The 19,833-nt window shown below is 35.5% G+C and carries 19 protein-coding genes; 7 read left to right on the top strand and 12 right to left on the bottom strand.

Annotation, left to right across the window (positions count from 1 at the left end; translation table 11 throughout):
• Nucleotides 1-93: 93 nt before the first annotated feature.
• From BTOYO_RS15455 to BTOYO_RS15435, 5 genes are all read right to left on the bottom strand, one after another.
• The gene (locus tag BTOYO_RS15455; protein WP_000433167.1) at nucleotides 94-1,359 is read right to left on the bottom strand and encodes a hypothetical protein; all 1,266 of its coding nucleotides are present in this window, start codon (nucleotides 1,357-1,359) and stop codon (nucleotides 94-96) included.
• 237 nt (nucleotides 1,360-1,596) lie between these two features.
• Entirely contained in the window at nucleotides 1,597-2,265 is a 669-nt protein-coding gene (locus BTOYO_RS15450) for an LSm family protein (RefSeq protein WP_001003899.1), read from the bottom strand.
• A 178-nt stretch (nucleotides 2,266-2,443) separates the two neighbouring features.
• On the bottom strand, nucleotides 2,444-2,887 hold the full coding sequence (locus BTOYO_RS15445) for a hypothetical protein (RefSeq protein ID WP_000446700.1): 444 nt from the start codon (nucleotides 2,885-2,887) through the stop codon (nucleotides 2,444-2,446).
• Nucleotides 2,888-2,907: 20 nt separating this feature from the next.
• A complete protein-coding gene (locus BTOYO_RS15440; protein WP_000051642.1) occupies nucleotides 2,908-3,432 on the bottom strand; it encodes an LSm family protein in 525 nt (174 codons plus the stop codon).
• A gap of 236 nt (nucleotides 3,433-3,668) precedes the next feature.
• Entirely contained in the window at nucleotides 3,669-3,908 is a 240-nt protein-coding gene (locus BTOYO_RS15435; RefSeq protein ID WP_002037874.1) for a helix-turn-helix domain-containing protein, read from the bottom strand.
• 180 nt (nucleotides 3,909-4,088) lie between these two features.
• Between BTOYO_RS15435 and BTOYO_RS15430 the strand changes: the two genes are divergently transcribed.
• Nucleotides 4,089-4,457, top strand: coding sequence for a hypothetical protein (locus BTOYO_RS15430; protein WP_000235485.1), 369 nt, complete (start codon nucleotides 4,089-4,091; stop codon nucleotides 4,455-4,457).
• A 263-nt stretch (nucleotides 4,458-4,720) separates the two neighbouring features.
• Here BTOYO_RS15430 and BTOYO_RS15425 read toward each other — a convergent pair whose 3' ends face one another.
• On the bottom strand, nucleotides 4,721-5,770 hold the full coding sequence (locus tag BTOYO_RS15425; RefSeq protein WP_001078287.1) for an NAD(P)/FAD-dependent oxidoreductase: 1,050 nt from the start codon (nucleotides 5,768-5,770) through the stop codon (nucleotides 4,721-4,723).
• A gap of 331 nt (nucleotides 5,771-6,101) precedes the next feature.
• On the opposite strand from BTOYO_RS15425, the gene BTOYO_RS15420 reads away from it, so the two are divergent.
• Genes BTOYO_RS15420 through BTOYO_RS15410 form a run of 3 tightly spaced genes read left to right on the top strand, consistent with a single transcriptional unit; the run spans nucleotide 6,102 to nucleotide 9,112 of the window.
• A complete protein-coding gene (locus BTOYO_RS15420; RefSeq protein ID WP_000732581.1) occupies nucleotides 6,102-7,019 on the top strand; it encodes an iron-hydroxamate ABC transporter substrate-binding protein in 918 nt (305 codons plus the stop codon).
• Nucleotides 7,020-7,067: 48 nt separating this feature from the next.
• Nucleotides 7,068-8,108, top strand: a complete 1,041-nt coding sequence (locus BTOYO_RS15415) for a FecCD family ABC transporter permease (RefSeq protein WP_002037873.1) — start codon at nucleotides 7,068-7,070, stop codon at nucleotides 8,106-8,108.
• On the top strand, nucleotides 8,105-9,112 hold the full coding sequence (locus tag BTOYO_RS15410; protein WP_000982878.1) for a FecCD family ABC transporter permease: 1,008 nt from the start codon (nucleotides 8,105-8,107) through the stop codon (nucleotides 9,110-9,112). Before BTOYO_RS15415 ends, BTOYO_RS15410 begins: the two co-directional genes overlap by 4 nt.
• A 45-nt stretch (nucleotides 9,113-9,157) precedes the next feature.
• On the opposite strand, the gene BTOYO_RS15405 is transcribed toward BTOYO_RS15410, so the two are convergent.
• Genes BTOYO_RS15405 through mtnK form a run of 3 tightly spaced genes read right to left on the bottom strand, consistent with a single transcriptional unit; the run spans nucleotide 9,158 to nucleotide 12,133 of the window.
• On the bottom strand, nucleotides 9,158-9,799 hold the full coding sequence (locus tag BTOYO_RS15405) for an L-fuculose-phosphate aldolase (protein WP_000926574.1): 642 nt from the start codon (nucleotides 9,797-9,799) through the stop codon (nucleotides 9,158-9,160).
• Between the two features lie 51 nt (nucleotides 9,800-9,850).
• Nucleotides 9,851-10,894 (bottom strand): S-methyl-5-thioribose-1-phosphate isomerase, encoded by a 1,044-nt coding sequence (mtnA, locus tag BTOYO_RS15400; protein WP_002037870.1) that lies wholly within the window; start codon nucleotides 10,892-10,894, stop codon nucleotides 9,851-9,853.
• A 9-nt stretch (nucleotides 10,895-10,903) separates the two neighbouring features.
• Nucleotides 10,904-12,133, bottom strand: a complete 1,230-nt coding sequence (mtnK, locus tag BTOYO_RS15395) for an S-methyl-5-thioribose kinase (protein WP_000033272.1) — start codon at nucleotides 12,131-12,133, stop codon at nucleotides 10,904-10,906.
• Nucleotides 12,134-12,726: 593 nt separating this feature from the next.
• Between mtnK and ahpC the strand changes: the two genes are divergently transcribed.
• Complete coding sequence (gene ahpC / locus BTOYO_RS15390) at nucleotides 12,727-13,290, top strand: alkyl hydroperoxide reductase subunit C (RefSeq protein WP_000924420.1); 564 nt, start codon at nucleotides 12,727-12,729, stop codon at nucleotides 13,288-13,290.
• A gap of 14 nt (nucleotides 13,291-13,304) precedes the next feature.
• On the top strand, nucleotides 13,305-14,831 hold the full coding sequence (gene ahpF / locus BTOYO_RS15385) for an alkyl hydroperoxide reductase subunit F (RefSeq protein WP_000599520.1): 1,527 nt from the start codon (nucleotides 13,305-13,307) through the stop codon (nucleotides 14,829-14,831).
• A gap of 35 nt (nucleotides 14,832-14,866) precedes the next feature.
• On the opposite strand, the gene BTOYO_RS15380 is transcribed toward ahpF, so the two are convergent.
• Together BTOYO_RS15380 and BTOYO_RS15375 are read right to left on the bottom strand one after the other, a co-directional pair.
• On the bottom strand, nucleotides 14,867-15,472 hold the full coding sequence (locus tag BTOYO_RS15380) for an SAM-dependent methyltransferase (protein ID WP_001005642.1): 606 nt from the start codon (nucleotides 15,470-15,472) through the stop codon (nucleotides 14,867-14,869).
• Nucleotides 15,473-15,706: 234 nt separating this feature from the next.
• Nucleotides 15,707-16,822, bottom strand: a complete 1,116-nt coding sequence (locus tag BTOYO_RS15375; RefSeq protein WP_000853538.1) for a M20 peptidase aminoacylase family protein — start codon at nucleotides 16,820-16,822, stop codon at nucleotides 15,707-15,709.
• A gap of 293 nt (nucleotides 16,823-17,115) precedes the next feature.
• Between BTOYO_RS15375 and nhaC the strand changes: the two genes are divergently transcribed.
• Entirely contained in the window at nucleotides 17,116-18,537 is a 1,422-nt protein-coding gene (gene nhaC / locus BTOYO_RS15370; protein WP_000711509.1) for a Na+/H+ antiporter NhaC, read from the top strand.
• Here the strand turns inward: nhaC and BTOYO_RS15365 are convergent.
• On the bottom strand, nucleotides 18,526-19,797 hold the full coding sequence (locus tag BTOYO_RS15365) for a hypothetical protein (protein WP_000584376.1): 1,272 nt from the start codon (nucleotides 19,795-19,797) through the stop codon (nucleotides 18,526-18,528). The two genes, nhaC and BTOYO_RS15365, sit on opposite strands and share 12 nt — an antisense overlap.
• Nucleotides 19,798-19,833 lie beyond the last annotated feature (36 nt).

Raw genomic sequence — 19,833 nt, 5'->3', positions numbered from 1 at the left:
CTTAAATTATAAGTATGAAATTGCTTTCAGGGCAATACGTAACCTTATAATACTAAAAAGGAAGGAGACTTCTCCTTCCTTTCTAGTCACAACTTATATCCATCTGACCCTATCATGTAGCAGTCCATCCGTAAAATCATTATGCCCTATTACAAAATCCTTCATATATAAATTTAAATATTCACCGTACTTACTTTCTGTATTTAATAATAATTCCTCGACATAATAAGCACCTTGTCCAAAGTGATCTAAAAGTAAACTACACAAACCTGCATAAATTCCGCACCCTACTTGGAAGTAAGTTGCATTCGTTTTATATTTATGAAAAACTTGGCTACTATTCATTACGTTATACATATACGTCTCGCCATTTTCATAAACGAGTAATACACCTACTAGATCCTCTCCTGCAACCTCTTCTTCCGCTGGATTGAATACTTTACGATTCCAGTTCCATAAATCTTCTACCTTATCTAAGTTCTGTCTAATTACATTTGTTGTATACTCATTAATTCGGTAAAGAAAACCAACTTCCATGTTGAAATTTTTCCCTAAAATTAAAACTTCCTCATGTGGCATTAAGCAACCATAAAACTCTCTTTTTCCTAACTTCACTTTATACTCTGAAGCATATACATCCTCATAAAAATAAAGAGGACGATGATGACTCATATACATCGGATAACTCCATATCGCTTCGTCTAGAAATCGCTCTACTGCCCATGACGTATAAAGTGTATACGGCTTTATAAGTGCCGTATCATTCAAAAACGACGTATCATGTTCTACAATATAGCATGCTTGTGGCTGTTCATTCGGCCGTTCTTTCATAAGTTCAACAACCATCCATTGAACAACACCTGGATTCATACCTGAACCTATAATCGCTTTTGTATTTGTAAATTTTTCTTTCTCTTTCTCAAACCTCGTATATCGTTCCGTAAGCTGAAATCCAAGTAAACTATCGTCCTGATCTACTGCCTCATTTTCCAAAGCTGAATTAATATAAAAGATTCCAAGTTCATTACAACAGCTCAGTACCCTGATCGTATCTGCACCCGAAACATCAATAACAACACTCGTACTTTTTTCTGTTAAATGCTGTTTAAATTTCACTACATCTTGAAGGTCTATTTCATATAATGACAAATGACCTTTCAAATTTGGAAACAACTCATCATAATAAGCCCTATCTTTTTGTTTTATATCAACCAAATGAAATGTAACATTCTTTATCACTTCATAAATTGGATCTTTTTCATTTGCTATCGCTTGATTTAAAATTGCTAAAACTGCCTTCGCTGCTCCACCAGCACTACCAAGTAATGTAATCGATAACGAATTTGGAAACGGCTCCACAAATAAAACCCCTTTAGTAAATTAGTTGAGCAGTTCTTCCTCAAAAAATAAATTGAATACATCAAAAGGTGGCTCGTACATATTTTTTATAATTTAGCACAAGATTGCCTCTTCAAAAATCATACTAACATAATTTATATTCAATTCATTTTTCCCCTCATATCCAAATCGAACTAAACAAACAGGCCCGACCTTTCCTTCTGCATATAAAAGAAAAAGCCAGCCCTTTCAACTAGCCTACGGACAATGGACAGATTTTACATGTTGAATATTCACATACATTTTTGCATCACGCGCTTTTAATATTTCAATATGTCCTTCATCGATCTTCGCCATTTTTCCAATTTTATTGGATTCCTCACCTAAATCGAACACCATAATCTTTCCATACATTTTAATAAGTTGCTCCTCAAACGTTCGAGCTAACGTAATATTTAATGGATTTACGGGGAGTTCATTTTTATTGAGGGAATAAGGCACTTGGTTTTCTTTATACGGAATTAACCATTTTAAGTGCTTTAAAGATATATATACAGTTTTATAGACTGGACTATAAAAAACAATATAATCGTTCATTACACTTGTAACATATCCATGTATTGGAGCATTACCTGCTACATAAATTTCTGTGAAAATCCCTTTAGATGTGCTTAATACTTTCCTCAAAGAAATTGAAGGAGATTCCCTTTTAATTACAGAATCTACATCAGGTTTTAATATTTCTTCATCATATGGTCTTAAAAACTTATAATATTGGATATGATATAAAGATATATATACGTAGTCTTGTCCATTGTAAAGAACAACAATATCATTTCCTACATCGATTAATACGCCTTTAAATCTCTTTTCACCAATTAATTTAACATATATATTTTCTCCAATACTTTTGTGTAACTCATTCATCTATATCCTCCTTCCTATGAAATTACAATTTCCCTTTCTTTTATTCTAAAAATAATCAGGGGCAATGTTCTGTTTTTTAATAGTAAGAAACCCTTTTTCATATATCCAAAAATAATTACAGAGAAATATGAAATCATTCTTCATTTTCAATCATAATGCCCCTTTTATTTATTAAACATTATTCTTCTTCATTCTTTTTGTTTTTAACTATTTGACTCACACTCTTAATATGGGAATTAATCACATAAATGACCTCATCACCATTAACTAGTGTAATATTTCCATCATGTATATCACTTAATAAACCTTCCACACACTCTGGTCCACCACGATTAATCTTTATCCATTTATACTTCAAGTCATTTAATGCATCTAAAAAAGTATCTTCTTCCGCATAAAAACATGAACCATATTCTCCTTGTGCCTCTTTCACTTTTCTGACTAGACTCTTCACATGTTTCAGTTGATAATACACTAATTCTCCATGAGGTAATTGTAGTGTAAGGTAATCTTTTCCTAACAATGACAGTACACCTACTCGACTTTCCGGTCCACGAAGATTTACTTTTACATTCTCACCAACTAAACCTTTGATTTGATCACAGCATAATACACTCTCCAATTTTGTACCCTCCTTTCTTATTATCTTCCTCTACTTGATTGTCTTTGTGCACGAGCGCGACCTGAATTATTGCTGTTTTCATTACTTTTCTCATCGCTACTCTCATCACTACTCTCTCCACTTACTGGTGCATTATAATTAACACTCTTAATATGAGATAGTGCAATTAATACAACTTCTTCTTTAATAATCAATGTTACATAACCGCCAGAAACATCTTGTAAAATACCTTCAATTTTCTCTGGTCCACCACGGTTAATTTTCACCCAGCGGTATTTGAAGCTTTGAAGTAGCGTTTCAAAGTCTTCTGCAATGTCTTCTTCCACCCATTCTAAATCACCTACTCCACCATCTTTCGTATTTTGGGTAATGCTTTTCAGATGGCGAAGCTGGTAGTAATGGCTCTCTCCTTTTTCATTCTCTAATCCGAAGTAGTCCGCACCTAATGATACTATTGTTCCTTTTTGAGATTCTGGTCCACCTCTGTTCACTCTTACATAAGATCCAATTAAGTCTTTCAAAAAATCCCAATGAAATAAACTCACGAGAAAACCCCTTCCATTAATTTATAAGCTTTTGCACTGATAGTATATGTATCTGTACAGGTTACGTTCTCTATGTTTGTCCTAGCTCGAAAAAAATATGCTTTTAACATGGTAGACTACTACCTATCAAAATTCTAAGAAATCCTGAGGGCTCCTTAGGATTTTGATGTCTTTAGATAAAAAAATCCCGTATGAAGATACATTTCTGCATATCTTCATACGGGATTTCCTAAAGTTTAGTCTTCGTCTTTAACGTCCATATCTTCTGGAATTGGTTCGTTTAATATTTCTTCTACTAATTGTTTATATTTCTCCATTTGTTCTAAATGCGTGTTGAATTGTTCTTTATTTAATAAATATTGCTCTCCATCGAATAGCGCACGAACTTTCTTTTGCTGAATTAGCTCTTCAATATACGATTTTGGTAAATTCAAATACTCCGCAGCTTCTTCTATTGTTATATACAATGCGTTCATTCCTTTATTATTTTTTCATATATACTGTATCTTACTTTATTTTTGTAAACAAATAAAAAAGATTTTGTAAATGCAGTTTAAAAAGCAGGTAGAACCATTCCATATATTGTATAATAATATAGTAAGTATTTTTTTAAATATAGAATGGTATCACCCATTTACACAAAGGAGAGTTAACATATGGCTACTCGTCACATCATTACAATGTTAGAAAAAACATTACAAGTTGAAACAGAAAACACAACTTCTCATTTAACTACATCTTTATCTGATCGTATTCTTTCTCAAGGCGTAGCAATACACGAAATCAATTGTTATCATACAATTGGTGAATGGTACAAAAATCATTTCTTATTCCAACAAGATGATTTTCTATGGGCTAAATATGCTTTCTACGACGCATATTGTGAAGCGATAAAAAAACAAGGGCATCTTACAAAACGCGTTCGTCAAATATTAGAGTCATTGGCTCGAAAACATGGAAAACAATACATTGCTTCTATACTAAATATGCCATTTCCTAACGAACGAGCAAAAGGAACAGCGTAAACAAAACATAGATTCATTATTTTCTAGACTGATTTACAAATAAAATGTTCATGTCATATGAACTGATGAAACCGGTGTCATAATAATGATTGAAAATATAGTAAACAGGAAAACCCCCATTTACATCTCTCGTCTATTTGAATAGAGAAGTAAATGGGGGTATACTTGTACCTTTATCCCGCTATTTGTGGACAGTAAAAGCCCGATTAGTGAAGGTTAATAATCAGTGCAGGATAGCCCCCACTGATTAAAGTTTCACTTTATTATTTCATCATTTGCTTTATCAATTCTCGATTTCGTTTTTTAAATACTTCATTATGCGAAGAAACCATTCCGTACTCACTTGCATCTGGCTGAATAAATTGTTTCGCTTTATTCACAGCATTTCCAGCATCTTGGAATGCTCCCGCAATTAAATGCAATTTCCCATCATGTTTCAAAATATCTCCCGCAGCATATAATCCATCTACAGAAGACTCACTATTTGCATTACCTGCAATATAAAAATTATCTATAATCGCAACGTCCAACTCACTATTTTCTAATAATGTAATGTCACGTTCATATCCATGATTAATAATAACTTCATCAATAGGTAAATGAGAAACTTCACCTGTCTCATGATTCGTTAATTCTACATATTCAATCGCTTCATGATTATCACCAGCAACTAATTTTGTAATCGATGTATTCAGAAAACACTCCGCTGAGCTGTTCATTAGTTGTTTTACTTGTGCTTCATGACCAGATAATTCTTCTTTTCTATATGTTACATACACTTTTTTCGCGATTGGTTCTAATTCGTTCGCCCAATCAACGGCAGAATTTCCTCCACCAGAAATAATGATCGTTTTATCTTTGAAACGCATTAAAGATTTAACTGTATAATTTAAATTCGATACTTCAAATCGCTCCGCACCTTCAATCGATAACTTTTGCGGTTTCAATATACCGCTTCCAGTTGCGACGATAATTGTTTTTGAAAAATGTTCTTCGCCAGTACTTGTTTTTAACGTAAAAGTTCCATCTTCATTACGAATAATTGATTCTACTTTTGTATTTAATACAACTTCCGGCTTAAATGTTAGCCCTTGCTGTACAAGTTGTTCAATTAATTTATCACCTGTAACTGGCAATAGCCCTCCTACATCCCAAATCATCTTCTCCGGATAAACATGTATTTTTCCACCTAACTGTGGTTGAAATTCTATTATTTTCGTTTTCATCTCTCTAAGTCCACTATAAAAAGCTGAATAAAGCCCTGCAGGTCCTCCGCCTATTACAGTTACATCAAACAATTCTTCTCGATTCATTCGTGCTCACTCCTCAGCTATCAATCATTGATTATCATTCTCAATAAAATATAACCTGTTTCCGCAAAATTTACAATCAAAATTACTATTGACAATACACCTATATAAAATTATATTATTTAAAGAATCAATAGTGATAATCATTATCAATTTGTTAATAATTAGCAAATTGAGATTACATCTTCTTTCATTAATATGGTTAATACTATATTGTGAAATCTCACATTCAAGATTTTTAATAAATTATTTTGCATTACCACTACTCTTTCAAAAAGATTGCAGTTAAACAAATTATTGTATACACATACATCTACGTTAAAGGAGAAAGACGATGAAAAAGTTATTTATTTCACTAACAGTTCTTTTCGTTCTTGTTATGAGTGCTTGTAGCAACGGCTCTACAGACAAAAAGAATGATGCAAAAGGTAGTAAATCAGAAACAATTACATACCAATCTGAAAATGGTAAAGTAGAAGTTCCTGCAAATCCAAAACGCGTTGTTGTTTTATCATCATTCGCTGGTAACGTAATGTCATTAGGCGTAAATGTTGTTGGGGTAGATTCATGGTCTAAACAAAACCCACGTTTTGATAGTAAACTTAAAGATGTTGCTGAAGTATCAGATGAAAATGTTGAAAAAATCGCTGAACTAAATCCAGATTTAATCATTGGTTTATCAAATATTAAAAATGTTGATAAGTTAAAGAAAATCGCTCCTACTGTAACATACACTTACGGAAAAGTTGATTACTTAACACAACATTTAGAAATCGGTAAGTTATTAAACAAAGAAAAAGAAGCAAAAACTTGGATTGATGATTTCAAGAAACGTGCACAAGAAGCTGGTAAAGAAATTAAAGCAAAAATTGGTGAAGATGCAACAGTATCTGTTGTTGAAAACTTCAATAAACAGCTTTATGTATACGGCGAGAACTGGGGCCGCGGAACAGAAATTCTGTACCAAGAAATGAAATTAAAAATGCCTGAAAAAGTAAAAGAAAAAGCTTTAAAAGAAGGTTACTACGCATTATCTACTGAGGTATTGCCTGAGTTTGCTGGTGATTACTTAATCGTAAGTAAAAACAAAGATACTGATAACTCATTCCAAGAGACAGAATCATATAAAAACATTCCAGCAGTAAAAAATAATCGCGTATACGAAGCAAACATGATGGAATTCTATTTCAATGATCCACTTACATTAGATTTCCAACTAGACTTCTTCAAGAAAAGCTTTCTTGGTAAATAATACAAACATGAGGAATTCTTAATTTAAGAATTCCTCTTCCTTTATTCTATGAACAGAAAAGATGTGAAACGAATGACAAAAGATCATGACAATCCACGTTCTATAGCTTTTACATACAAACTAATTTTGAGCATAATTGCATTCTTTCTTATTTTTATGGTTGCAATGGTATTAGGGGCTGCAGATACTTCAATAAAGGATGTATGGTTAGCACTTACTTCCTCCGCTAAAGGAGACAAAATATCTATTATTCGTGAAATACGTTTACCACGTGAAGTTGCTGCTATTTTTGTAGGGGCTGGACTAGCCGTTTCTGGGGCAATTATGCAAGGATTAACACGAAACCCCCTTGCAGACCCTGGCTTACTTGGGCTAACGGGTGGCGCAAATGCTGCACTTGCACTAACACTTGCTTTCAACCCTTCCATAAGCTACCTGTACTTAACATTAGCTTGCTTTATCGGCGCTGCGGTAGGGGCAATTATGGTATTTGGAATTGGTATGGTGAAAAAAGGCGGACTTTCTCCTCTTCGAATTGTATTAGCAGGTGCTGCAGTTTCAGCATTTCTACTCGCAATTTCGGAAGGAGTCGGCATTTACTTCAAAATTTCACAAGATGTATCACTTTGGACTGCTGGAGGGGTGATTGGAACTACTTGGAGTCAATTGAAAATTATTATTCCAGTCATTTCAATAAGTATCTTTATCGCTATCTTATTTGCAAGAAAATTGACAGTCCTTAGTTTCAGTGAAGAAGTTGCTGTTGGACTCGGTCAAAAAATCATTGTTATTAAAACAATTTTGTTTATCATTATTATCTTACTTGCTGGTGCTTCTGTGGCGCTTGTCGGAAATATGGCATTTATCGGTTTAATGATACCTCATATGGTGCGTCCTATTGTTGGTCCAGATTACCGATTTATTATTCCGATGTCAGCAATTGCTGGTGCTTCCTTTATGTTACTTGCAGACACAATCGGACGTACAATTAATGCTCCGTATGAAACACCCGTTGCTGCTATCGTCGCAATTGTAGGCTTACCATTCTTCCTATTCATTGTTCGTAAAGGAGGAAAAACATTCTCATGATGCCATCTATTTTAAGAAAACAACGTCTTATTATACTCGCATTACTTATACTAACTATTACAACCATTGTAATTGGAATGGGACTCGGTTCAGCATCTTTATCTTATGATCGACTACTCCCAACGCTAATGGGACAAGGTTCATTTAAAGAAGAATTCGTTTTATATTCTTTAAGACTACCTAGAATTATCATTACAGTATTAGCTGGTATGGCACTCGCTTTATCAGGTGCTATCCTTCAAGGCATTACACGTAACGATTTAGCTGAACCTGGTATTCTCGGGATTAACTCTGGTGCTGGTGTTGCTGTTTCTATTTTCTTTTTATACTTTCCAATAGATGTAGGTTCATTTCTTTATTTACTACCAGTCGTTGGATTTATCGGGGCTTTTCTTACAGCTGTTTTAATTTACGTATTTTCATATAGTCAATCAACAGGGCTTCAGCCAATACGATTAACATTAACCGGTATCGGTTTTTCATTTGCACTATCTGGAGCAATGATTGTCCTTATTTCATCTGCTGATCGTATGAAAGTCGACTTTATCGCCAAATGGATTGCCGGAAACATTTGGGGAGATGATTGGATCTTCATTTTCGCAATGCTCCCATGGTTAATCGTATTAATTCCATTTGTTTTCTATAAAGCAAATCGATTAAACATTTTAGCATTAAACGAACCAGTCGCAATCGGCGTTGGAATTGAAATTGAAAAAGAACGCAGATACTTATTAATTGCAGCCGTTGCACTTGCAGCTGCAGCAGTTTCCGTAACAGGAGGAATTAGCTTTATCGGGCTGATGGCTCCTCATATCGCAAAATCTTTAGTAGGCCCAAGACATCAAATCTTCATGCCTATCGCCCTTTTAATCGGCGGATGGCTATTACTATTAGCAGACACAATCGGACGAAACATCGTTGAGCCTAACGGTATTCCGGCAGGTATTGTCGTTGCTTTAATTGGTGCTCCTTACTTTATGTATTTATTGCTTAAGAAAGCATAAAAAACACCCTCAAGAGTGCAATCTTGAGGGTGTTTTCGTTTCATTCTACTGCTGCCCATATCCTTCAAACTTCTTCGCTAAATTCTCCATCTCATCTTCTGGCAATAACTTCGGTTCTCCGACGCTTTTCGTTTGATAATAAATTTGCGCACAAAACTCAATTTCTTCCGCAACAGTAAATGCCATTTTTATACTATTTGCACCTGCAATTAAACCGTGGTTCGCAAGTAATACTGCACGGCGATTAATCATGCCTTCAAAAGCAGCCTCTGCTAATTGCTTCGTACCAAATGTTTCATACGGTGCACAGCGTACATTCGGGCCTGCGAAAGCAATTAAATATGAAACAGCCGGAAGCTCCCACCCTAATGATGCAATCGTCTTCGCATAAGGTGAATGTGTATGAACGAGCGCATTTATATCTTCACGATTCCTATAATAAATAAGATGCATATCTAGTTCACTTGACGGTTTTCTCTCACCTTCTACTACTTCACCATCTAAGTTTAATATAACTACATCCACGGGCGTTGTTTCATAATAATCTAAACCACTTGGGCTAATTGCAACTAGGCCTTGTTCACGATTGAAAATACTAATATTTCCGCCGGTCCCCTTTGTTAAACCGCTAGAAATCATTTTCCTTCCGTACGCTACAATTTCTTCTCTTTCTTTTTGTAATAACATATACATCCCCCTAAGTATGAAGCTTATGATGACTGACTATATACCTATTTACTAAAATAGATTTTTTAAATTCTCCGTAAACGGTGCCTTTACAATCCCTTTTTCCGTAATAATTGCTGTTATATTTGCATGTGGCGTAACATCAAATGCTGGATTGTATACTTTACTTACTTTCGGAGCTGAATATTGTCCGAAACGATTGATTACTTCAGAAGCATCTCTTTCTTCGATCGGAATTTCGTTTCCTGTCGGTGTGTTTAAATCAATTGTCGGTGTTGGTGCTGCTACATAAAACGGAATGTTATAGTATTTAGCTAAAATAGATACGCCTAATGTTCCAATTTTATTTGCTACATCACCATTTGCTGCTACTCGGTCACAGCCGACGATTACCGCATCAATCTTCCCTTGTGACATGACCATAGCTGCCATATTATCGGTAATGACTGTTACATCAATTCCCGCTCGCTGTAGTTCTAATGCTGTTAACGTTGAACCTTGTAATCTAGGTCGTGTTTCATCAGAGTAGATTTTAAGGTCCCATCCTTTTTCTTTCGCTAAATACATTGGAGCTGTCGCAGTACCATACTTAGTCGTTGCTAACGCACCTGCATTACAATGAGTTAATAATCCCATGCCATCATGGAATAATGTTAATGCATGTTCTCCAATTTGACGGTTAATTTCTTCATCTTCTCTATGAATCTCTTTTGCCTCTTCTAACAATCTATCTTTCAACCGTGCAATCGATAAGTGAACATTATCTATCGCTACACTTTCCATTCTTTCCAGCGCCCAAAATAAATTTACTGCCGTCGGTCTTGATGTTGCTAAATATGCACATACCCTTTTTACTTCTTCAATACATCCTTCTACCGTACTTTCAGCAAATTCCTTTACCCCTAAATACACACCATACGCTGCTGAAACCCCAATCGCTGGTGCACCTCGCACTTTCATGACTTGAATTGCATCCCACACACTTTCAGCTGTTTTGAAAGATTCATAGACAACTTCGTTCGGTAATAACGTTTGATCTAATAAAACTAAAGCATCATCTTTCCATTGAATTGGTATTAATTGCTCTTTCATCATTTTCTCTCCTTACTTCGCGCTATGAATGGACTGTTTTTTTAACATTTCTACAAAACTCGTACCTGTTTTATATTGATTCGCTCGTAAAATAAACTTCTTCGCTACTTGAAGACAAATTCGCTCCGCTCTAGCACGTGCTTCATCATTCTCAATACAAGTAATATCCTTTACTTTTGCTAATCCAACAATACGACGAATTAACTCAAGACCCGTCACTGCAGCTGTATCCTCTAACACAGATTGTAAATATACGCCATTAAAGCCTTCTTCCTTCGCCATGATTTCTGTCACATGAATATCCCAAGCAACTAAAAACTTCTTCTTAAATAAATCAATTACCTCTACCATCGTCGTTTTTAGCCAATCCATATACGTATCTTTCTCAGTTCCAGGTAGCATCGTTGCATCTGCATTCACCCAAGCAAATATTAAATTCGCCATTACATTCCCAATGTCATATCCCATAGGTCCATAAAAAGCAAACTCAGGATCAATAACTTTTGTAGAATCACTTTTTACGAAAACAGAACCAGTATGTAAATCACCGTGAAGCAACGCCTGCGCATTCGTCATAAAAGAAAACTTAAGTTTCGCTACTTCCATACGAAGCTCTTTATCACTATAAATATGCTCTCTAATCCATCCTTCATTTAATTGAAATAACTCATTACGTTTATTATGATTTGTAAATGGTTCAGAGTATACGAGGTCCTCTGTAATCTCACATAACTCTGGATTTATATAATTCTTCACAAGTTCCTTCTTCTCTTTATGATTCATTACAACATCTGATGTTAATAGAAGAGTATTTACCATAAAAGTAGTTAAATCTTCAGCAAGCCTCGGAGATATTTGATGATTTATAAGTGCTGTACGTAATATTGTGTGATCTGATAAGTCTTCCATCACGCAACAATTCATCACACTATCAAACAAATATACTTTTGGAACAAGCCCAGGTGCTAACTCCTCCTCTAACTGCAAAACATCTGATTCTATACGAATACGATTCGTCGACAACTTAAACTCATCTGAAATACGTGCTGTATTCCCGGCCTGCTTTACGATGACAGACATGGTCTCTTTTTCATCCCAAACGCGGAACACATAATTTAAATTACCATCACCTATTTCTTTACACTGTAACCCCTTTGCATGTTCAAACTTAGATAATTTCTCTTTCACATATGCAATCACATCTTTATCTTCCATTAAAAAATACTTCGTGAACTTAGACATGGTTTCCCCTCCCACACTAATTGTAAGCGTTTTCTAAAGGCTATAAAAAAATAATAGGTTGAATGTTTTTCATCCTATATTATATATTCTTCTTTTTGAAAGATATATCTAGATTTTATTATATCTTGTTAGCACTTTGAGTCAATGTTTCTAATTATCATTGCAATATACTTCCTAATTATATATTTGAGCGGACAAAAATTGTTCAAAAAGATTCCGATTCATTTTATTTTATTTATCGCACAATTCTTTGTAAAATAGAAATAAGCAGTTCCTTTTCAAATCTACAACTTCTAAGAAATATCTCCTTCCTAAGAATTTATACTTACACCATGTCTCTAACATACACACTACTCTTTCAAACACTCATTGAAAATTTATGACATGAAAATTACCTTTTCATTCCCTAACAACCTTAATTGAGAATAAATATTAATTAAATTGGTATAAAGTTGGTTTATTCTCTTGACAAAATAACCACTTCTATATGATAATTAATATCGAATTAGAATTATTATAGTTAATTAAAAAATATATTTTATGAGCAAACTATTTTTTGATGCTCAAAACCAACATTTAGGAGGAAATTTAATATGTTATTAATCGGCACAGAAGTAAAACCGTTTAAAGCTAATGCTTACCATAATGGAGAATTTATCCAAGTTACTGACGAAAGTTTAAAAGGAAAATGGAGTGTAGTTTGTTTCTACCCAGCTGACTTCACATTCGTTTGCCCAACTGAACTTGAAGACTTACAAAACCAATATGCAACTCTAAAAGACTTAGGCGTTGAAGTATACTCTGTATCTACAGACACTCACTTCACTCACAAAGCATGGCATGATAGCTCAGAAACTATCGGTAAAATCGAATACATTATGATTGGTGACCCAACTCGCACAATCACTACAAACTTCAACGTTTTAATGGAAGAAGAAGGTCTTGCTGCTCGTGGTACATTCATCATCGATCCAGACGGCGTTATCCAATCTATGGAAATCAACGCTGACGGTATCGGCCGTGATGCAAGCATTCTTGTTAACAAAATTAAAGCAGCTCAATACGTACGTAACAACCCAGGTGAAGTTTGCCCAGCTAAATGGCAAGAGGGTTCTGCAACACTTAAACCAAGCCTTGACCTTGTAGGCAAAATCTAAGGAGTTCGATCAAAATGATACTAGATGCAGATATAAAAACACAACTATCCCAATACCTTCAGTTAATGGAGAACGATATTTTACTTAAAGTTAGCTCAGGAGACGATAATGTATCTAAAGATATGTTATCTCTAGTAGATGAATTAGCTACTATGTCATCAAAGATTACAGTAGAAAAAGTTGAACTAGAGAGAACACCAAGCTTTAGTGTAAATCGCCCTGATGAAGACACTGGTGTAGTATTCGCTGGTATTCCATTAGGACACGAATTTACTTCATTAGTGTTAGCTTTACTACAAGTTAGTGGACGTGCTCCAAAAGTTGAACAAAAATTAATCGATCAAATTAAAAACATTCAAGGCGAATATCATTTTGAATCTTATATCAGCCTAAGTTGTCATAACTGTCCTGATGTTGTACAAGCTCTTAACGTAATGAGCGTTCTTAACTCTGGTATTACACATACTATGATTGATGGCGCTGCATTCAAAGAGGAAGTAGAAAGCAAAGACATCATGGCAGTACCAACAGTTTTCCTAAATGGCGAATCTTTCGGAAGCGGTCGTATGACACTTGAAGAAATTTTAGCTAAAATGGGTAACGGTCCAGATGCATCAGAGCTTTCTGATAAAGATCCATACGATGTTCTTGTTGTTGGTGGCGGCCCAGCTGGTGCAAGTGCAGCAATTTATGCAGCACGTAAAGGCATCCGCACTGGTATCGTTGCTGAGCGCTTCGGTGGTCAAGTAATGGATACTATGGGTATTGAGAACTTCATCAGCGTAAAACGCACTGAAGGTCCTAAGCTAGTAGCAAGCCTTGAAGAGCACGTAAAAGAATACGACATCGATGTAATGAATCTACAACGTGCGAAACGTTTAGAGAAAAAAGAACTTATTGAAGTGGAACTTGAAAACGGCGCTATTCTGAAAAGTAAGAGCGTAATCGTTTCTACAGGTGCTCGCTGGCGTAATGTTGGCGTACCAGGTGAAGCTGAGTTCAAAAATAAAGGTGTAGCATACTGCCCACACTGTGACGGTCCATTATTCATCGGAAAAGATGTAGCAGTTATTGGCGGAGGTAACTCTGGTATTGAAGCAGCTATCGACTTAGCAGGTATTGTTAAGCACGTAACTGTTCTTGAATTCATGCCAGAATTAAAAGCTGATGCTGTATTACAAGAGCGTCTTAACAGCTTACCAAACGTAACTGTTCTGAAAAACGTTCAAACGAAAGAAATCACTGGTACTGACAAAGTAAACGGTATTTCTTACATCGATCGTGAAACTGAAGAAGTTCATCACGTTGAATTACAAGGTGTATTCGTTCAAATCGGTCTTGTGCCAAACACAGACTGGTTAGGCGAAACAGTTGAACGCGCTCGCGGTGAAATCGTAACAGACAAGCACGGCGCTACAAACGTACCAGGAGTGTTTGCTGCAGGTGACTGTACAAATAATCCGTACAAACAAATCATCATCTCTATGGGTTCAGGTGCAAACGCTGCTTTAGGCGCATTTGATTACTTAATCCGTAACTAATAAAAAAAGCAGGTGCCTTAGCATCTGCTTTTTTATTATCCTAACGTATACACTAAAAACCTCTCATTCCCATTCTTCTCATAAGCACCTGGCAATCTAACTTCTTTCTTTAGCTCAAACGCAGTCTGATTTTCTAAGAAGAAAATATAGTCCTCAGAAGGATAATATAAAATAATACCCACTTCTCTCCCCGTTTCTTCTACTGAAAGCAAAATGTTATTGACTACATTCATAAACACTTGCACAGAAAACGGATTAAAGAAATAAAACCTATTATCATGTGGATCAATCTCATATTCCTGCGCTAAACAACATTGGAATTGAATTTTTCCCTTACTGTTTCGTGCCTTTCGTGCATAACGATCTCTATTATCCATCGCTTCTTTATAAAACTCTTCATTCATTTCAATTCCAACTACTGAAGCACCACATTTATGATGCATATAAAAGTTTAATCGCCCTTTTCCGCACCCAAAGTCTACAATTCGGTCGCTACTTCGTATTTCATATTGATTCAATAACTCATCTAACCCGCTATACGGCGTCGGTTCATAGCGGTGATAATGCATAGACTTGTTAAACCCTTTTTGCTCACCGACTGTTTTTATATGTAAAACTGCATCATAATATTGTTCGTTCATTCGTTTTCTCCTATTAAAAAATGGTACTTATTATTATACACCATGTACTGGAGGCTCATTTTTCATCAAATTAATAGGTCCGTGAAATTATACCAACGATTTTCTTAATATATCTATCGTAACTTCAAATATATCAACGATTTTCTCAATATATCTATCATAACTCAAAATATATCAACGGTTTTTCAAATATATCGATTTACCGTCAATTCACGATAAAAAAACAGGAGCTCTCTAGCCCCTGTCTTCTAACACTTTCAATACAGTTTGCTTCAATATTTCTACCCCATCCATAATACAACTATGATCAAACCTCATATGCGGATGGTGTAATCCAGGTTGTAGATCTGCTCCTAGTCCAAGCATGACAGCTTTTAAATGTGGTCTCTTCACTGTGTAGTAATGGAAGTCATCGCTTCCTGTCGTATAAAGCGGCCCTGTGCATTGCTCTTCTCCATACACTTCGAGAATGCCTTTACGCATGTAACGCTCCGCTTCTTCTGACACCTCTGCTCCTGGAGCAAGATCAATCCATTCGTATGAAGTTTTCGATCCCATTGATGCGGCTGATTCTATTACATGCTCTATCTTTTTCTTTAATTCTTCTAATAATGTATTATTCTCCGCTCTTACATCTAAGCTAAAATGGCCGTTACCTGGAATGATATTTAAATTATCTCCACCAGCTTGGCACCGCGTCATCTTCACTGAATATGAACTTTGTGGCGGCAACCATATATTTTTCAAACCGATATTAATCATGGAAATGACATCAATTGCATTCACACCTTGGTGTGGTCTTGCCCCATGTGCATCCTCCCCATGAATCATACCCTCTAGAAATCTTGCTGCTCCGTGACGAATAGATGGGGCTGCTTGTTTCAAAGATAATTCTTCGATTGGTCGTAAATGGACACCGAATAAGAAATCAGCATCATCTACAGCACCTTTCTCTACCATCTTTAAAGCACCATTTCCCTTCTCTTCTGCCGGTTGAAAAATAAATCTAACCGTTCCACTATCCCATCTCATATTTTTCAATTGTAAAATAAGCCCCATTACAATCGTCATATGAGCATCATGACCACACGAATGATTCGCTTTAAATTCTCCATCTACTTCTTGCCAAAGTGCATCCATATCAGCACGAATCGCAATAACCGGGTTCCCATTTCCAATCTCAGCGATTACGCCTGGGCAATCATCAAATGTTTTATATGAAATTCCTTCTTCTTTTAAAAAGTTAGTAATATAAGCTGTCGTTTCATACTCTTTCCAACTTACTTCAGGGTTTTCATGTAAATGCTGAAAAATTTCCGTTAAACGCTCTTGTAGTTCTAATGTTTTCAAAGCTCCATTCTCCTTCCCAAATTACAAACCATTCAGGTTAATTATACTTATGAAAAACAGATGTTTTTATGAACATATTGAATTTTAAGAAAAAAGTCAATTGTTTATTTTTAAACTTTTTAAAAGCTTACTCTGTATCTATATTACAAACTGAATAAACAACTAGAACATTCCTTATTTTCTGTTTTTTTGTTGACGCTTACATATATTTTTAGTTATCATAACCTAATAACCGTCTATTTTACGACAATTCCAAAAAATACAAACAAACATACGTAACAAGGAGGAAATTTATGAAAAAAGAAATACCTTTTGGAATAGCGATTATCCCTATTATCATTACCGTTGCAGTTATGATGGTTACAATTGTTGTATTAAAACAAAGCCCTCACGTTCCACTTATTATCGGTACGACCGTTGCTTCTATCGTCGCTTGGCGTTACGGTTACAAATGGAATGATCTTGAAGAAGCAATGTATAAAGGGATTCGTCTTGCATTACCCGCTATCGTCATTATTATTCTTGTTGGCTTAACAATCGGTGCTTGGATTGGCGGTGGAATCGTCGCAACAATGATTTATTACGGTTTAAAACTTTTAACTCCATCACTATTTTTAGTATCCATTACCATTATCTGTTCTATCGTTGCATTAGCGATTGGTAGCTCTTGGTCTACAATGGGAACAATTGGTGTTGCCGGAATGGGCATTGGTCTAAGTATGGGTATTCCAGCTCCAATGGTTGCTGGTGCCATTATTTCAGGCTCTTATTTTGGCGATAAAATGTCACCGCTTTCAGACACAACAAACTTAGCCGCAGGATTAACAAATACAGATTTATTCGCACATATTCGTCATATGTTATTTACTACAATTCCAGGTTTAATTATTACTCTTATCGTCTATGCTTTCTTAGGAAGAAGCTTCGGTGATAACAATATTGATGCGCAAAGCATCGATCAAACATTACAAGTCTTACAACAAAACTTTGTTATTTCACCTTTCCTATTAATCATACCCGTAGCCGTTATGGTATTGGTCGCTAAAAAGGTTCCTGCCATACCAGCCATTCTCGTCGGTATTATTTTAGGATTCTTATCACAAGTCTTTATTCAAGGTGGTTCTGTCTCAGCATCTGTCGGTGCACTCCAAGCTGGATTTGTTATAGACACTGGAAACAAGCTAGTAGACGAACTATTTAACCGCGGTGGCTTAGATTCGATGATGAATACAGTCTCTATGACAATTGTCGCTATGACTTTCGGAGGAGTATTAGAACATACAGGTATTCTTCGCTCAATTGTAAATCAAATTTTAAAGTTAGCAAAATCAGCAAAAGGGCTTATCGCTTCTACTATCGCATCTTGTTTTGTAACAAACCTTACTTGCTCTGAACAATATATTTCAATTGTTGTTCCTTCAAGAATGTACGCAAATGCATACACAGAAAAAGGACTACATTCAAAAAATTTATCCAGAGCATTAGAAGATGGCGGAACATTAACTTCTGTCTTCGTTCCCTGGAATACGTGCGGTGTATTTATTCTCGCTACACTTGGCGTAGGTGCATTTGAATATGCCCCTTATGCTATTTTGAATTTCATCGTACCTATTATCTCAATCATTTATGGTATAACAGGCTTCACAATTGTAAAACTATCAGACATTGAAAAAGCAGAACTACTAAAGAAACAAAAAGCGCAACTAGAAGCTTAAAAATAGCGGTAAATTCAGTTCATATAGTGCGCGAGGTCGCCCTTGTTGATAGGGCATTTCCTCGCCGCAAATATGAGCATACCCGTAATCAACTAATTTTTTTAACAATCTTTCTGTCGATCGCCGGGTCACTTGTAAGTACTCAGAAAGGTCAGCTGCTGTAAACTTCAATGACGGATGCGATTGACTAAATTGAATGATTTTTGACAAGTTGGCCGGACTAAGCTTCGTTTCCTTCGCTATTTTCATTAGTTCCGGATTATCATTTTTCAAACTTTGTACTCTCTGTTCTTTCGGGAACGGACCAAATAAATCTTTATCACTTGTTAGTATATAAAAACAACGATCTATTGGATTATTCTTTGCAAAACTTTGAGCAATTTTTGCATTTTTCTCCGCCTCTTTCACGGTTTTTCCATAACCAAATCCAATAGCTATCGTTCCTTCTACGCTCGCAAACAAGTTATGTATCGCATTTGTCTTAATAATCGATTCGATATCACCACGAGTTGTATACAAAATGCATGTCATTTCATCCACTTGTTTAAATGAACCACGTAGTTCTTTTGAAATGACATCTAGTTTTTCAAGCAAACTCGTTCGTAATTCTAAGGAAGAAATAATACAAGCACCAACAGTAGCTGAATAGCTTTTTGCTAACTCAGCTTTTATTTTTGCATCTTTTAGCCCATGTATAATGGACTGTGTTGGATCAATCATACGCTCTGAAGGAACACCTATTTTTTGAAGCTCATCGTAAACAGCGTGAATACTAGTTAAAGCTAAATGAGCCTCTCCGGATTGATATTTAGCTACATGAAAATCAATGACTCTATTTATTTCCTCTTTACTCCACAACATATTTTCATAATCCAACACTTGTGGCTTTTCTTTTATACCGATATCGCGGCATACATTTGTAATAAACGAACGGTCTACTAAATCGATTGAAATTTTATGTGGTTGAATACCTTGATGATATATGACAGAAAGAAGTGAAGATGCAACCGTTGTCTCATCTTGCTGTAAGTACGTACTTGGAATTCGTAATTGTTCTCTTATTTCTTTTGCCATATAATAAGGTAAGGCACCTGAGAAAAAGATAACATCACAAGGCTTTAAACGCTTTAATAGTTCAGAAGATTCTGCCGGATGAAGGTAAACATATGGATCAATTTCTATTTCTTCTAATTTATGAGCAATAGGGAAAAGATTCTCCATAAACTCCTTTGAACCGACAACTGCAATTTTTATTATCATTTTCTCTAACTCCTTATTATTAATTAACGACTATTT

Source organism: Bacillus toyonensis BCT-7112, from assembly GCF_000496285.1.
Taxonomy (GTDB): Bacteria; Bacillota; Bacilli; order Bacillales; family Bacillaceae_G; genus Bacillus_A; species Bacillus_A toyonensis.
The sequence above is the reverse complement of the archived record's forward strand: the minus strand, read 5'-3'. Positions and strand labels throughout refer to the sequence as shown.

Coding starts and splice junctions, on each gene's coding strand:
- BTOYO_RS15380 (WP_001005642.1), bottom strand. CDS start 15,472: ATGAACGAACAATATTATGATGCAGTTTTACATATAAAAACAGTCGGT.
- BTOYO_RS15425 (WP_001078287.1), bottom strand. CDS start 5,770: ATGAATCGAGAAGAATTGTTTGATGTAACTGTAATAGGCGGAGGACCT.
- nhaC (WP_000711509.1), top strand. CDS start 17,116: ATGAAAAAAGAAATACCTTTTGGAATAGCGATTATCCCTATTATCATT.
- BTOYO_RS15365 (WP_000584376.1), bottom strand. CDS start 19,797: ATGATAATAAAAATTGCAGTTGTCGGTTCAAAGGAGTTTATGGAGAAT.
- BTOYO_RS15405 (WP_000926574.1), bottom strand. CDS start 9,799: ATGTTATTACAAAAAGAAAGAGAAGAAATTGTAGCGTACGGAAGGAAA.
- BTOYO_RS15435 (WP_002037874.1), bottom strand. CDS start 3,908: ATGAACGCATTGTATATAACAATAGAAGAAGCTGCGGAGTATTTGAAT.
- ahpC (WP_000924420.1), top strand. CDS start 12,727: ATGTTATTAATCGGCACAGAAGTAAAACCGTTTAAAGCTAATGCTTAC.
- BTOYO_RS15430 (WP_000235485.1), top strand. CDS start 4,089: ATGGCTACTCGTCACATCATTACAATGTTAGAAAAAACATTACAAGTT.
- mtnA (WP_002037870.1), bottom strand. CDS start 10,894: ATGATGAAAGAGCAATTAATACCAATTCAATGGAAAGATGATGCTTTA.
- BTOYO_RS15420 (WP_000732581.1), top strand. CDS start 6,102: ATGAAAAAGTTATTTATTTCACTAACAGTTCTTTTCGTTCTTGTTATG.
- BTOYO_RS15410 (WP_000982878.1), top strand. CDS start 8,105: ATGATGCCATCTATTTTAAGAAAACAACGTCTTATTATACTCGCATTA.
- mtnK (WP_000033272.1), bottom strand. CDS start 12,133: ATGTCTAAGTTCACGAAGTATTTTTTAATGGAAGATAAAGATGTGATT.
- BTOYO_RS15415 (WP_002037873.1), top strand. CDS start 7,068: ATGAACAGAAAAGATGTGAAACGAATGACAAAAGATCATGACAATCCA.
- ahpF (WP_000599520.1), top strand. CDS start 13,305: ATGATACTAGATGCAGATATAAAAACACAACTATCCCAATACCTTCAG.
- BTOYO_RS15450 (WP_001003899.1), bottom strand. CDS start 2,265: ATGAATGAGTTACACAAAAGTATTGGAGAAAATATATATGTTAAATTA.